This window comes from Nocardia xishanensis NBRC 101358 (assembly GCF_001613365.1).
In the GTDB taxonomy this organism is placed as follows: domain Bacteria; phylum Actinomycetota; class Actinomycetes; order Mycobacteriales; family Mycobacteriaceae; genus Nocardia; species Nocardia xishanensis.
The window spans coordinates 1-14387 of the sequence record NZ_BDCF01000031.1; the positions used below are offsets into that span (position 1 = coordinate 1).

Here is a 14387-nt window from a genome sequence, read left to right on the forward strand (position 1 = left end):
CGCGGCGCGGGCAATCAAGGCGGTCGCGCCGAGGCGGGTCCGCCTCGGTTCTCGCGACCCAGCCAGAACAGGGCGAACGCGGCCGGTGACGCGCCTGCTCGCGCGCAGCGGCCCGCTCCGCCGACGAGATCCGGCGACGACGACATCCCGCCGCCCGACTATCCCGATCTACCCGACGACCCGGGCCCCGGCGACTATCCGCCGCCTGATCCGGGCGGGTACGAATCGTTCTCCGGTCCGGCCGGAGTCGGCTCCGGCGGAGTGCCGGGTCCGTCCACCCCGGAAGAGGAACAGGAGATGCTGGCCGAAGCCGCCAAGCCGGTGGCGCCGGAGGCCCGCCACGACCCCGACGAGGTCGCCCTGGAATTGCTCCGCAGTGAGCTGGGTGCCACACGGCTGGATGGTTGACAACCACCGCCTCGAGGACGTTAAGTTAACCGGAGTTCGCACACGACGGTAGTATGAACGGGTGGCCGTGAGCTCCGGTGTGGCGGCGTTCTATGGTATGCCCAGGCGTATGGGCGTGTCCGGAACGTACGTCCGCCGGTGCTCGCCGACTTTTGTACAGCGTTATGCGGTGCGAGCGACGGGTCCGGGGACGGAGCATTCGTAGCCGCGCTGGGCCTCGTGAGCACGGCAAACTGAATACGGACGGTCGGTCTCATGGCCGGTCGGCGAGGTGACCCGCGGCCGTGCCGCACAAACGCGGTGCAGGCGCACCCCAAGGAAGGAAACACTCCGATATGACCACAGAGGCCTACATCTACGAGGCCATCCGCACCCCGCGCGGCCGCGGCAAGAAGAACGGTTCGCTGCACTCGGTCAAGCCGATCGACCTGACTGTTGGTCTGATCCAGGAGCTGCGCGGCCGTTTCCCGAACCTCGACGAGGACCGGATCTCGGACCTGATCCTCGGTGTCGTCGCGCCGGTGGGTGACCAGGGTGCCGATATCGCCCGCACCGCCGTGACCGTGGCGGGCCTGCCCGACACCGTCGGCGGCTTCCAGCTCAACCGCTTCTGCGCCTCCGGCCTCGAGGCCGTCAACCTGGCCGCGCAGAAGGTGCGCTCGGGCTTCGACGACCTGGTCATCGCCGGTGGCGTCGAGTCCATGTCCCGTGTTCCGATGGGCTCCGACGGCGGCGCCTGGGCGATGGACCCGACCACCAACTACGACACCTACTTCGTGCCGCAGGGCGTCTCCGCCGACCTGATCGCCACCATCGAGGGCTTCACCCGCGATGACGTCGACGCCTACGCGGTGCGCTCGCAGGACCTGGCCGCCAAGGCCACCACCGGCGGCTACTTCGCCAAGTCCATCGTTCCGGTCAAGGACCAGAACGGCCTCGTCGTGCTCGACCGCGACGAGCACATGCGTCCCGGCACCACCGCCGAGGACCTGGCCAAGCTGCAGCCCTCCTTCGCCGTGATCGGTGAGATGGGCGGCTTCGACGCGGTGGCGCTGCAGAAGTTCCACTTCGTGGAGAAGATCAACCACGTGCACCACGGCGGCAACAGCTCCGGCATCGTCGACGGCGCCGCGCTGGTGCTGATCGGTTCGGAAGAGGCGGGCAAGGCCTCCGGCCTGACCCCGCGTGCGCGCGTCGTCGCGACCGCTACCAGCGGCGCCGACTCCACCATCATGCTGACCGGTCCGACCCCGGCCGCCAAGAAGGCGCTGGCCAAGGCGGGCCTGACCCTCGACGACATCGACCTGGTCGAGATCAACGAGGCTTTCGCCTCCGTGGTGCTGAAGTTCCAGAAGGACCTGAACATCCCGGACGAGAAGCTGAACGTCAACGGTGGCGCGATCGCCATGGGCCACCCGCTTGGCGCTACCGGCGCGATGATCACCGGCACCATGGTCGACGAGCTGGAGCGCCGCAACGGCCGCTACGCGCTGATCACGCTGTGCATCGGTGGCGGCATGGGCGTGGCGACCATCATCGAGCGCGTCTAACCCCAACCGACAGCACAGAATTCAAGGAGACACAGAGCTGTGAGCGAGACCAACATGATCGGTTGGGAGCAGGATTCGGACGGCATCGTCGTTTTGACGATGGACGACCCGAACCAAGGCGCCAACACGATGAACGAGCTGTACAAGACGTCGATGACCGCGACCGTCGACCGGCTCGAGGCCGAGAAGGACAGCATCACCGGTGTGGTGCTGACCTCGGCGAAGAAGACCTTCTTCGCGGGTGGCGACCTGAAGAACATGATGAAGGTCGGCCCGGAAGACGGCCAGGCCCTCATGGACGAGCTGGGCACCATCAAGGGTGCGCTGCGTCGCCTCGAGCTGCTCGGCAAGCCGGTCGTTTCCGCGATCAACGGCGCCGCGCTCGGCGGCGGCCTGGAGATCACCCTCGCGACCCACTACCGCATCGCGGCCGACGTGCCGGGTGTGCAGCTGGGCCTGCCCGAGGTCAGCCTGGGCCTGCTGCCCGCCGGTGGCGGCGTCACCCGCACCGTGCGCATGCTCGGACTCCAGGGTGCGCTCATGCAGGTGCTGCTACAGGGCCAGAAGTACCGCCCGGGCAAGGCCAAGGAGATCGGCCTGATCAACGAGGTCGTCGGCTCGATCGAGGAGTTGGTGCCCGCCGCCAAGGCGTGGATCAAGGCCAACCCCGAGGGTGGCGTGCAGCCCTGGGACAAGAAGGGCTACAAGATCCCCGGTGGCACCCCGTCCACCCCGGCCTTCGCGGCGAACCTGCCCGCGTTCCCGGCCAACCTGCGTAAGCAGCTCAAGGGCACCAACATGCCGGCGCCGCGCGCCATCATGGCCGCCGCGGTCGAGGGCGCGCAGGTCGACATCGACAACGCCTCGCTCATCGAGTCGCGCTACTTCGTCAGCCTGCTGACCGGCCCGGTCGCGAAGAACATGATCCAGGCGTTCTTCTTCGACCTGCAGTCGATCAACAACGGCGGTTCGCGTCCGAAGGACGTGCCGAAGAAGGACATCAAGAAGGTCGGCGTGCTCGGCGCGGGCATGATGGGCGCGGGCATCGCGTACGTCTCCGCCAAGGCCGGCTACGAGGTCGTGCTGAAGGACGTCACCATCGAGGCGGCCGAGCGCGGCAAGAACTACTCCGAGAAGATCGAGGCCAAGGCCCTCTCCCGCGGCAAGACCACCGAGGAGAAGTCCAAGGCGCTGCTGGATCGGATCAAGCCGACCGCCGACGCGGCCGACTTCGCCGGCGTCGACTTCGTGATCGAGGCCGTCTTCGAGAACACCGAGCTCAAGCACAAGGTGTTCCAGGAGATCGAGGACATCGTCGACGCGGACGCGCTGCTGGGCTCCAACACCTCCACCCTGCCGATCACCGGTCTCGCGACCGGCGTGAAGCGCCAGGAGGACTTCATCGGCATCCACTTCTTCTCGCCGGTCGACAAGATGCCGCTGGTGGAGATCATCAAGGGTGAGAAGACCTCGGACGAGGCGCTGGCCCGGGTGTTCGACTACACCCTCGCGATCAAGAAGACCCCGATCGTCGTCAACGACAGCCGCGGCTTCTTCACCTCGCGCGTGATCGGCACCTTCGTCAACGAGGCGATCGCCATGCTCGGCGAGGGCATCGACCCCGCGACCATCGAGCAGGCAGGTTCGCAGGCGGGCTACCCGGCCGCGCCGCTGCAGCTGTCGGACGAGCTGAACATGAAGCTCATGCTGAAGATCGCCAAGGAGACCGAAGAGGCCATCGCCCGCGGCGACGCCGCCATGGGCAAGACCCGGCACCCGGCCATCGACGTCATCGAGTACCTGGTGAACGAGGGTCGTCCGGGTCGCCTGGAGAAGGCCGGCTTCTACGAGTACGACGAGAACGGCAAGCGGACTGGCCTGTGGCCGGGCCTGCGCGAGCACTTCAAGTCGGTCACCGACTTCAATGTGCCGCTCCAGGACCTGATCGACCGCATGCTGTTCATCGAGGCGATCGAGACCCAGAAGTGCTTCGACGAAGGTGTGCTCGAGACCACCGCCGACGCCAACATCGGCTCGATCTTCGGCATCGGCTACCCGGCCTGGACCGGTGGTGTGCACCAGTTCATCGTCGGCTACCCGGGCGGCCAGGAGGCCTTCGTTGCTCGCGCCGACGAGCTGAAGGCCAAGTACGGCGACCGCTTCGAGGTTCCGGTCTCGCTGCGCAAGTAATCGCGCCGCGTAGGTAATCGCGCAACGGCGAAGCCCGCCACCGCTTTTCGCGGTGGCGGGCTTCCGTCGTCTCCGGGCCGGTGTTCCGATGGCGTTCACCGCCCGGTTCGTGAGTGCCGCTACGGTGTGGCGCGTGGCAGTGCGCAGACGAATCGGATTCCCGCTCGCCCTCGCGGTCGGCGTCGCCGCGCTGACCGCGGCGCCCGCGGCGCACGCCGAACCTGCCGTGCGGCTGCTCGGTCAGCAGATCCTGCCGCGCGCGATGGACTTTCACGGCACAGCGGTCGGCGGTCTGTCCGGCATCGACTATCTGCCTGGCACAGGCGAATACGTGCTGATCAGCGACGACCGCTCGGAGCGCGCCCCGGCCCGCGGCTACACCGCTCGCTTCACGGTCGACGCCGATGGTGTCGGCCCGGTGGCTTTCACCGGCACGTTTCCGCTGCGCACCGCCGCGGGCACGGTCCACCCGGCGAAATCGGTCGACCCGGAGGAGATTCGCGTCGATCCGTGGACGGGCGACTACTTCTGGACCCAGGAGGGCGAGCGCGCGGAGGGCGTGCTCGCCGACCCATCCGTGCGCGTCGCGCGGCCGGACGGGACGTTCGTCGCCGAACTGCCGATCCCGGACGACGAGCGGATGCGGCCGGACGCCGGACCGCGCCGCAACGCGGCGCTGGAGGCGGCGACCTTCGCCGCGGGCGGCGCGCTGTTCGTGACGGCCGTCGAGGGCCCGCTGTTGCAGGACGGACCCGACGCGACGGTGACCTCGGGCGCGCTCACCCGCATCGCGGTGCAGGCGCGCTTCGGGCCTTTGCTCGCGCAGTACGCGTATCCGATGGAGCCGGTGTTCGCCGAGTCGCGGCCGGAGCCGGGACGCGGCGGCAACGGCGTCGCCTCGATCCTGGCCGCCGATCCGCTCGATCCGGCGAAGTTCCTGGTGCTGGAGCGCGCGTACGTCGAGGGCGTCGGCAACAAGATTCGCATCTACGAGGCCGACACCACGGGCGCGACCAACGTGCTCGACGCCCCGCTCGGCGACGCGCGCCCGGTCGCCAAGCGGCTGCTCGTCGACCTGGCCGACATCGGGCTCACGGACATCGACAACATCGAGGGCATGACCTGGGGGCCGCGGCTGCCCTCCGGGGAGCGGACGCTTGTGCTCGTGAGCGACGACAACTTCGCCGCGAATCAGATCACCCAGCTCGTCGCGCTCGCGGTGCGCTGAGCTCAGTCGGCGCGAAGTTCTTCCGTCGCATCGAAAAACGCGTCGGCGGCGCGGCGGAAGTAGTCGAACAACAGCTCGCGCTGCTCGGGCTGGTATCCGGCGATGATCTCGCCGACGCGCCGCCGCGCGGGGGCCAGCACGCGATCCAGTTCGGCTGGCGTTTCGACCAGTTCGACGGTGATCTTGCGCCGGTCGCCGGGGACCGGAACCCGCCGCACGTAGCCCGCCTCCTCCAGCCGGTCGACCAGCCGGGTGGTCGGGCCGGTGGTGAGGCCGGTGCGCGCGCCGAGTTCTCCCGGCGTCATCGGGCCGCTGAGTTCCAGCACGTTGAGCGCGTAGAGGTCGGTGGCTCCGAGGTCCACCGCCCGCGCTCCGGCCTGTCCGTGCAGCATGAGCGCGCTGAGGTAGCGGCTATAAATCGCACTCGCCTCCGATCGCGCCCTTACCCCTGACTGCGCGGCGTCGGATTGGTCCGGGGCGGATTGGGTTGGGCCCGATTGCGCCGTGTCCGATCGACCTGAGCCGGATTGCGCCGGGCCCGACTGTGCCGCGTCCGAGCGCCCTGGAGCCGATTGCGGTGCGCCCGATCGCGTTGCTTCCGATCGCCCTGTTGACACGATTACCTCCATCTCCTAATCTCTGCCTCAACGAAGAGAAATCTTCAACGAAGAAAGTTCTTCCAAGCAGAAATCTATCACGGAGGGCATCATGACCACCATCGATTCGGCCACCACCAGCCCCTCGCACCCGCGTCGCCGCAAGACGGTTCGCGTCCTCGCCGCGACGGCGCTCGTCCTCGGGCTCGCCGCAGGCGGCGGATACCTCTGGCTGGACAAGACCTCCGGGGTGCGCAATCTGGGGACCTCGGACTGCTCGGACCTCGTCCCGTCCGGGGCGGCCGCGACGCCGGAGGCCGTCGCCGAGATCTGCGCTGTCCTCGACCGGCTCACCGAGGCGTGGGCCGCGGGCGACGCCGACGCCTTCGGCAGCGTATTCACCGAGGACGCCACGTACACCACCTATGTCGGCACCTACTACGAGGGCAACGCCGATCTCGTCGAAGCGCACCGCGCGCTGTTCGGCGGTTTCCTGAAGGGCACAAAACTCGCCGATTCCTACCTCGGCATGCGGTTCTACGGTCCGGATACGGCGGTGGTCACCAGCCGCGGCGACACCTACAAGGGCGAACGCAAGAGCGCAGACGAGCTGACCAAGACCCAGACCTACACCCTGGTCAAGCAGAACGGACGGTGGCTTGTCGCGGCCTTCCACAACACCAAGCGCGGCAACGTCATGGAGCGAATCTCGTTCCTGTTCGCGCCCGACACCAGGCCGGCCGCCGAGCGTTGATCGCGCGGCGGCCACGGGTGGGGACGACACTGCCGCAATCTTCACCCAACCGGCCGTGCACCACGCTACGTTGGAGTATGCGCAGACAATTCGGGCACCGGGTGGTCGACGGTGCCCGACGTCGGCATGTTCAACGATCGCCGGTGACGCCGATTCGATGTGAGTTCGAGGTGGTCACGTGAATCCACAGGCGGGTTCGGGCAAGGTCAGTCCCGAAGCGTCCCAGGCCGATCCGAATGCCCAGCGGGAGATGGATCCGCGCGCCGCGGCAACGCAGCGCGTCGGGGAGACTCGACGCGGCGCGGACACCCAGCGCAGCGAGCCGATCGGCATCGCCGACGAGCTCGAGGTCATGGGGCTCTCCGGCGCCGTCGAGATCGGCCGGGGCGGATTCGGCGTGGTGTACCGCTGCCTGCAAACGGCGCTGGAACGGGTCGTCGCGGTGAAGGTGCTCTCCTCCGAGATCGATGTCGAGAGCCGCGAGCGTTTCCTGCGCGAGGAACAGGCCATGGGCAGGCTCTCGGGCCACCCGAACATCGTGGACATCCTGCAGGTCGACGTCACCGCCAGCGGGATGCCGATCATCGTGATGCCGTACTGCACCCACGGCTCGCTGGAACAGCTCATCCGCGAACGCGGCCCGCTCACCTGGGCCGATTCGCTGCGGGCCGGGGTGAAGCTGGCGGGCGCGATCGAGAGCGCGCACCGGGCGCAGATCCTGCATCGCGACGTCAAGCCCGCCAACGTGCTGCTCAGCGGCTACGGCGAGCCGCAGCTCACCGATTTCGGCATCGCCAGGATCCCCGGCGGCTTCCGCACCTCGAGCAGCATGATCACCGGCTCCCCCGCGTTCACCGCGCCGGAAGTGCTCAAGGGCGAGGAGCCGACCGTCCGCTCGGACATCTACGGTCTCGGCGCGACGCTGTTCGCGCTGCTTACCGGCCACGCCGCCTTCGAAAGGCAGGCGGGGGAGAAGGTGGTGGCGCAATTCTTGCGGATCACCACCCAGCCGGTGCCGGATCTGCGCGAACAGGACATCCCGCCCGACGTGGCCGAGGCGATCGAGCGGGCCATGGCGCCCGACCCGGCCGACCGGCCGGAGTCGGCGTTCGAATTCGGCATGCTGCTGCGCACGGTGCAGCGGGAGCACGAACAGCTGCCCGACGAGATGGCGTTGCTCGACACCACCGAGTCGCTCGAGGAACACGACGGCGAGCACCCCGCCGAAGCGCAACCATCGACGCGCACCCGCCGAGCGGTGACGCGCCGCAGCTGGCCGTTGACGCTGCGGCCCGCCGTCTCGCGGCATCCGAGCAGCCCGGCGACCATGCCGCCCACCGCGGCGACGAAGTTCCACCCGCCGTCCCCGGCCCTCGAACCGGTTCCGCGGCCCCGCCTGCTGGACATTCTGCGCGGGGGCGGCCGCCGCAGGCTGGCGGTGATCCATGCCCCCGCCGGGTTCGGCAAGAGCACGGTGGCCGCCCAGTGGCGTGCGGAGCTGGCCGGCGGCGGCGTGCCGGTGGCGTGGATCGGCGTCGACCAGGACGACGACAACGAGATCTGGTTTCTCGCACACCTCATCCAGGCCATCCACCGGGTGCGCCCCGACATCGGCGCCGGACTCGACCGAGCGCTCGAGGAACGCGCGGGCGATGCGGTCCCCTATGTCATCACGACCCTCATCAACGAGATCCACGCGAGCGGGGAGACCATCGTGGTGGTGGTCGACGACTGGCACCGGGTCAGCGATCCCGGCACGCACCGCGTGATGGAGTCGCTGCTCGACAACGGCTCCCATCACCTGCGCTTCGTGGTGACCAGCAGGGAACAGTCCGGCCTGCCGACCAGCCGGATGCGAGTGCACGACGAGCTGGTCGAGATCGGGTCGGCGGCGCTGCGGCTGACCATGGCCGAGACGAAGCAGATTCTGGTGGAGCGCAACGGTTTCGCGCTCACCGAGGCGCAGCTGGAGCAGATCCACGAGACCACCGACGGCTGGCCCGCCGCCATCCAGCTGATCAGCCTCTCGCTGCGCGGCAACGCCGACGCCGACCAGTTGATCGCGACACTGTCGGAGGGCAGCCACGGCATCCGCGAGTATCTCGCCGAGAACGTGCTGGACGCGCTCGAACCGCGAATGCTGGACTTCCTCACCGCGATCTCGGTGACCGAGCGCGTCTCGGCTCCGCTGGCCGCCGCGCTGTCCGACGACAGCGAGGCCGAGCTGCTGCTGGCCCAGGCCGAGCAGCGCGAGCTGTTCCTGCGGCGCATCGAGCACGATCCTGAGTGGTACCGGATGCAGCCGCTGTTCGCCGAGCATCTGCGGGCGCGGCTGGAGCGGACCCATCCCGGGAAGCTGAAGACGCTGCACCGCAAGGCCTCCCGCTGGTACGCCGAACATCAGCTGCTGCGCAAGTCGGTCGACCACGCGCTGGCCGCGGCGGATCTGAAGATGGCGCTCGACCTGCTCGAAGGCGGCGGCATGGATCTCATCGACGCGTCCCGGCTGGCCACCTTGCTCGGCACAGTGTCGAAACTGCCAGTGCAGCAGGTGGCTTCGCGATCCAAGCTGTTGATGGCGGTGGCGAGGGCGAACGTGAACCTTCAGCAGTCGAGCGCGGCGCGCAGCGCGCTCGGCAGGCTGTCGAACATGCTGGCCCGCGGCTCGGCGGGCGACGCCGACGTGATCCAGCAGCGCTGGGAGGCCGCGGTGCTCAACGCCGCCGACCAGATCGCGCGTGACCACACCGAGGGCGTGCTCGATCGGATCGAAGGCTGCCTGGAGCATGCCGACGAGCTGCCCGCCTGGACCATTTCCACCGCCGCGAACCTGATCTCGTTCGTGCGGTTGTGCGAGTTCGACTTCGAGGGCGCCCGCTCCATCCAGGATTGGGCGGCCGCGTACCACGCCGTCTCGAAGGATCCGCTCGGTGCGGTGTTCGGTCTGTGCGGGCAGGGCGCAGCGGCCTACGAACAGCTCGATATCGCCACGGCGACACAGTGTTTCCAGCAGGCGTGGGAGACGGCCAGGCTCCGCTCGGGCCCGCGTACCGACGCGGTGCGGGTGGCCTCGGCGCTGCTCGGCGAATTGAACTATCGAAGGGGCGATCTGGACACCGCCGACCGGCTGCTCGACGAGAGCCACCAGCTGGTCACCCGGGTCGGCCCGGTCGACTTCCTGATCTCGACGTACGTCACCGGCGCCAGGGTGAAGGCGGTCCGCGGTGATCTCGCCACCGCGGCGGCGCGGCTGGACGACGGCGCCCGCGTGGCCGCCGAGCAGCGGTTGGTCCGGTTGGCCGCGCACATTCGCGCCGAGCGGCTGCGCCTCGGCCTGCCCGTCGAGCCCCGCGGCGACGGGCAAGCGGAAGCGCTCGGCGTCGTGCACCACCGCTTGGTCGGCTCCGCCGCGCTCACCGCCGAAGCCGAGGAGATCGCCGGTATTCGCGGCCTGCTCGGACGCAAGGCACTGCACTCGGACGACACCGCCGTGCGCCGCGCCCGCGCCCTGCACAGCCGGATGCTCGAACAGAACCGTCCCCGAGCGGAATTGGACACCGCCCTGCTGCTCGCTGAATGCCTCGCCGCCTCGGGTTGGGTCGGCGAGGCAGCGGGACTGCTGCTCCCGGCCGCCGCCACCTGCGCGGAACTTGGCTGGACCCGTCCGCTGCTGGACGCGGGACCGGGCGTGGTCGGCATTCTGCGCGTGCTGCGCACCGAGATGCGCACCGCGCCTGATCAGCTCGAGGACGTGGCGCTACCCGCCCTGTTCCTGGAAGAACTCCTGGATTGAGCGGGTAGCGGCTGCGACGTTCTGCTTACGCCTCCCACCACGGGCGCAGCGGGACCGTCCACGATCCGTCGGCGGGCAGCTTGACGCCGAGCACCTGGTGCAGCTGAACCACGTTGCGCTGGAAGCCGAGCCGGCAGCCCGCCATGTACAGACCCCACACCTTGGCGGTGCCCTCGCCGACCTCCTCGACGCAGGCGTCCCAGTTGGCGACCAGGTTCTTGCACCACTCGTGCAGGGTCAGCGCGTAGTGCTCGCGCAGGTTCTCCTCGTGCAGCACCTCCAGCCCGATGTTCTGGATCTCGGAGATGATGCGGCCGGAGCCGATCAGTTCGCCGTCCGGGAACACGTACCGGTCGATGAAATCGCCCGCTTTGGTGCTGCGGGTGTTGTCCGGTCTGGTGATGCAGTGGTTCAGGAACAGGCCGCCGTCGCGCAGCTTGCCCTTGATGAAGTCGAAGTAGTACGGGTAGTTGTGCACGCCGATGTGCTCGGTGAGACCGATGGAGGACACCGCGTCGAACTCGCCCTCCGGCACGTCGCGGTAGTCCGAGTGCCGCACCTCGGCGAGATCGGACAGTCCTTCTTCGGCGATCTTGCGCTGCGCCCACTCGGCCTGCTCCGCCGAGAGCGTCGCGCCGATGACCTTCACGCCGCGCCGCGCCGCGTACCGCACCATGCCGCCCCAGCCGCAGCCGATGTCGAGCAGCCGGTCGCCCTCCTTCAGGCGCAACTTTTCGAAGACCAAGCGGTACTTGTTCTCCTGGGCCTGCTCCAGCGTCCAGTTCTCGTCGCCGTAGGCCGCGCAGGTGTAGGTCATCGACGGGCCGAGGACGTGCTCGTAGAAGGCGTTCGAGACGTCGTAGTGGTGGTGGATGGCCTCCGCGTCGCGGGTCTTGGAGTGGCGCAGGCCCTCGAACGCGATCCTGCGCCAGCGCGGCAGCGTCTCCTGCGGCGGCGGCGCGACCGGCTTGAGCCGCTCCCAGCCGAGCGAGCGCGCGATGGTGACCAGCGCGAGCGCCGAGGGACGCCGGAACTTCAAGTCCTGCATCGCCTTCAGGAGGTCGTACGGGTCGCCGGGGTGGACGCCGGTCGCGGTCATGTCGCCCGCGATGTAGGCGCGCGCCATGCCGAGATCGCCGGGCGCGGTAGCCAGGTAGTTGATGCCGCGCGGCGTCTTGATGTCGAGGGTGTAGTCCGAATCCTCCGGCCCGGTCGCGCTGCCGTCGTAGGCGGTCAGGCGAATCGGGACCTCGCCGTCGACGAGGGTCTCGAAGATCTCGGCAATGCTCAGCTTGGTTCCCAGATCCGCGAACACGTCGGAACGGTCCTTGAAAGTCGTCATTTCCTTTGCACCGCCTTCGAATACAAATCCAGCAAGCGCTGGTCCGGGTCGTAGCGTTTCTTCAGTTCGGTGTAGGTCTCGCCGCCGTAGAGCGCCGCGAACTCGTCCTCGTCGTAATAGGCGTCCGAGTACAACGATTTGTGCCCGTCGTATTCGGTCACCGTGCGTTCGATGGCCCGGTTGGCCGCGCCCTCCTGCTGTCCGGGAACGGTGGGCACGGCTGACCAGAATCCCACGTTGACGTAGGTCCGGTTCGGCTCGATCGGGTAGAGCGGCCAGGCGCGTTCGCCCGTCGCGGCGGGCGCGCCCGTGTCCCGCAAGCGCAGCGGGCACAGCCAGATCGGCTCGATCGGGATCTCGCGCAGGAACCACTCGACGAAATCCGCGGTGCGCTCCACCGGGACCTCGATGTCCTGCACCACCCGTTCGCGCGGCGGGTTACCCTTGCGGGCCTCCAGCTTGTCGCCGATGTCGTATTTGTGGTCGAGGGCGACCAGCTTCCAGTAGAAGCTGCTGCGCCGGTAGCGCTTCGGCCAAAACCGGCGGATCCTCGGGTTCTGCGTGCCGAAGGCGCGCGAGCACCAGAACCAGTCGGTGTCCCAGCGCCACAGGTAATCGTGAATGGTGAGGCGATCGCGCTTCGGTTCGGCGGATTCGTGCTGGATCGAGCGGTAGTAGATGTCCATCCCGGTGTAATCGCTGACCGGGCCGGGCTCGTCGGTCTGCCTGCCGAGGGTCAGGTAGCTCTCGCCGGCGGTGAACACGACGCCGTCCAAGTAGTCGACCCGCTCGCCGTCGTAGGACTTCTCGTCCACGATCCGCGCGATCGCGGCCTCCAGCTCCCGCAGGTCGCGGAACCGCACGTGGCGCAGCGCCACGTAGGGCTCGACCTGCTCGAGCTCGATCTTCAGCCGGACGGTGTAGCCGAGCGTGCCGTAGGAGTTCGGGAAGCCGCGGAACAGATCCGCGTGCTCGCCGCCAGGCCGCGCGGTGATCAGCTCGCCCGCTCCGGTCAGCACGTCCATCTCCAGCACGGATTCGTGCGGGAGGCCGTTGCGGAACGAGGTGGACTCGATGCCGAGTCCGGTGACCGCACCGCCGAGGGTGATGGTCTTGAGCTGCGGAACCACCAGCGGCGCCAGCCCGTACGGCAGGGTCGCGGCCACCAGGTCCTCGTAGGTGGTCATACCCGCGACGTCGGCGGTTCGTGCGTCCCTGTCCACCGCGATCACCGAGGCCAGACCGGAGACGTCCAGGCCGGGTGCGGTGTTCTTCGCCCTCGCCCGGAACAGGTTCGAGGTCTTCTTCGCCAGCCGCACGTTGGCGTTCGCGGGTATGGCGCGATAACTCGCCAAGAGGCGATCCACACCCGCTCGATGCGCGGCAAACCCTGATTCGCGTGCGGCCGGACCGTGACCGGCCTTCCCCAACAGACTCACTGCCACCCCTCGACGCTAGTACGCACCGTGACCTTCAGCCACTGAGAAATGATCAAGCCGGGATAAATGTCACGGGAATGTTGCATCGGGAATACCCGGTGTTCCGCGTGGCAGCGGCGCGATCGGACACGGAGCGAAACGCGGTCGGGCTGGACGCCGCGCCCATGGGGGCGCAGGGCAGGATAGGGGACGGTCGAGACACCGCACCCGGACAAGGAGCACATAGTGGGACAGGTCAGCGCCAGCAGTTCGATCACCGTCGCCGCGGATCCGAAGCGCGCGCTGGAGGCCATCGCGGACTACGACACGGTGCGTCCGCGCATCCTCTCTCCGCACTACCGCGACTACAAGGTCGTCGAGGGTGGCAAGGGCGCGGGCACCGTGGCCGAATGGACCTTGCAGGCAACCGAAAAGCGCTCACGGAATGTGCACGCCGTCGTTTCGGTGTCCGATTCCATTGTCACCGAGCGTGATTCGAACTCCACCATGGTGAACACCTGGACCGTGACGCCGGAGGGCGACGGCGCGCAAGTCACGCTGCGCACCACCTGGAAGGGCGCGGGCGGCATCTCGGGCATCTTCGAGGGCATCTTCGCGCCGCTCGGCCTGAAGAAGATCCAGGCCGAGGTGCTGGAGAATCTGCGGCGCGAATTGGCCTGAGCTCGAATCGCACTCGAACGAGGCCGGGGCCGGGTCGTGGAAAAGACCCGGCCCCGGCCTCGTTCGGCGGTCGTCAAGCGGCGCCGATATCGAAGAGGTTGCCCTCCGGGTCGGCCAGCGTGGCCCATTGCTGCCCGTACTCGTCGAAATCGGCGATGTGCTTCGCGCCGAGGGCGACCGCGCGTTCGACCTGTTCGCGCCACTGCGGCGCGTGCAGGTCGAGGTGCACGACGTTCTTGCCTGGCGTCTTGTCCGGCACCTGGATGAACATCAGCACCGGCGACCGTCCCGATGCTCGTCCGACGGTCGCGAAGAACTCACTGGCCTCCTCGTCGACGGGCAGTTCGAGCAGCTCCGCCCAGAATCCGGCTAGCGCGCCCGCGTTCTCGCAGTCGAAGGTGACGTTGGCGATGGACAGCGTCATGGT

At 68.3% G+C, this 14387-nt stretch carries 10 protein-coding genes and 1 pseudogene; 7 read left to right on the top strand and 4 right to left on the bottom strand.

The annotated features are described in order from the left end of the window. The 4 genes and pseudogenes from NX1_RS36990 to NX1_RS22495 form a co-directional block, all read left to right on the top strand. A pseudogene (locus tag NX1_RS36990) lies at positions 1 to 408 on the top strand (DNA polymerase III subunit gamma/tau); the annotation flags it as partial. A 335-nt stretch (positions 409 to 743) separates the two neighbouring features. Further along, positions 744 to 1958, top strand: a complete 1215-nt coding sequence (locus tag NX1_RS22485; RefSeq protein WP_068062978.1) for an acetyl-CoA C-acetyltransferase — start codon at positions 744 to 746, stop codon at positions 1956 to 1958. 39 nt (positions 1959 to 1997) lie between these two features. Then, complete coding sequence (locus tag NX1_RS22490; protein ID WP_068062979.1) at positions 1998 to 4148, top strand: 3-hydroxyacyl-CoA dehydrogenase NAD-binding domain-containing protein; 2151 nt, start codon at positions 1998 to 2000, stop codon at positions 4146 to 4148. Between the two features lie 133 nt (positions 4149 to 4281). Next, the gene (locus NX1_RS22495) at positions 4282 to 5376 is read left to right on the top strand and encodes an esterase-like activity of phytase family protein (RefSeq protein ID WP_245668633.1); all 1095 of its coding nucleotides are present in this window, start codon (positions 4282 to 4284) and stop codon (positions 5374 to 5376) included. 2 nt (positions 5377 to 5378) lie between these two features. Here NX1_RS22495 and NX1_RS22500 read toward each other — a convergent pair whose 3' ends face one another. Further along, the gene (locus NX1_RS22500; RefSeq protein ID WP_245668634.1) at positions 5379 to 5738 is read right to left on the bottom strand and encodes a MarR family winged helix-turn-helix transcriptional regulator; all 360 of its coding nucleotides are present in this window, start codon (positions 5736 to 5738) and stop codon (positions 5379 to 5381) included. Between the two features lie 346 nt (positions 5739 to 6084). Here NX1_RS22500 and NX1_RS22505 point away from each other — a divergent pair, with 346 nt between their 5' ends. Both NX1_RS22505 and NX1_RS22510 read left to right on the top strand, forming a co-directional pair. Beyond that, positions 6085 to 6726 (top strand): SgcJ/EcaC family oxidoreductase, encoded by a 642-nt coding sequence (locus tag NX1_RS22505; protein ID WP_084501674.1) that lies wholly within the window; start codon positions 6085 to 6087, stop codon positions 6724 to 6726. Between the two features lie 250 nt (positions 6727 to 6976). Beyond that, on the top strand, positions 6977 to 10519 hold the full coding sequence (locus NX1_RS22510) for a protein kinase domain-containing protein (RefSeq protein ID WP_068063130.1): 3543 nt from the start codon (positions 6977 to 6979) through the stop codon (positions 10517 to 10519). A 25-nt stretch (positions 10520 to 10544) separates the two neighbouring features. Here NX1_RS22510 and NX1_RS22515 read toward each other — a convergent pair whose 3' ends face one another. Beyond that, positions 10545 to 11861, bottom strand: coding sequence for a class I SAM-dependent methyltransferase (locus NX1_RS22515; protein ID WP_068062980.1), 1317 nt, complete (start codon positions 11859 to 11861; stop codon positions 10545 to 10547). Beyond that, a complete protein-coding gene (locus tag NX1_RS22520; RefSeq protein ID WP_068062982.1) occupies positions 11858 to 13300 on the bottom strand; it encodes an FAD-binding oxidoreductase in 1443 nt (480 codons plus the stop codon). The genes NX1_RS22515 and NX1_RS22520 overlap by 4 nt, the downstream gene beginning before the upstream one ends. 225 nt (positions 13301 to 13525) lie before the next feature. On the opposite strand from NX1_RS22520, the gene NX1_RS22530 reads away from it, so the two are divergent. Beyond that, complete coding sequence (locus NX1_RS22530; protein WP_068062986.1) at positions 13526 to 13960, top strand: SRPBCC family protein; 435 nt, start codon at positions 13526 to 13528, stop codon at positions 13958 to 13960. Positions 13961 to 14033: 73 nt separating this feature from the next. On the opposite strand, the gene NX1_RS22535 is transcribed toward NX1_RS22530, so the two are convergent. Next, positions 14034 to 14384, bottom strand: coding sequence for a VOC family protein (locus tag NX1_RS22535; RefSeq protein ID WP_068062987.1), 351 nt, complete (start codon positions 14382 to 14384; stop codon positions 14034 to 14036). Positions 14385 to 14387 lie beyond the last annotated feature (3 nt).

Coding starts and splice junctions, on each gene's coding strand:
- NX1_RS22510 (WP_068063130.1), top strand. CDS start 6,977: ATGGATCCGCGCGCCGCGGCAACGCAGCGCGTCGGGGAGACTCGACGC.
- NX1_RS22515 (WP_068062980.1), bottom strand. CDS start 11,861: ATGACGACTTTCAAGGACCGTTCCGACGTGTTCGCGGATCTGGGAACC.
- NX1_RS22505 (WP_084501674.1), top strand. CDS start 6,085: ATGACCACCATCGATTCGGCCACCACCAGCCCCTCGCACCCGCGTCGC.
- NX1_RS22535 (WP_068062987.1), bottom strand. CDS start 14,384: ATGACGCTGTCCATCGCCAACGTCACCTTCGACTGCGAGAACGCGGGC.
- NX1_RS22485 (WP_068062978.1), top strand. CDS start 744: ATGACCACAGAGGCCTACATCTACGAGGCCATCCGCACCCCGCGCGGC.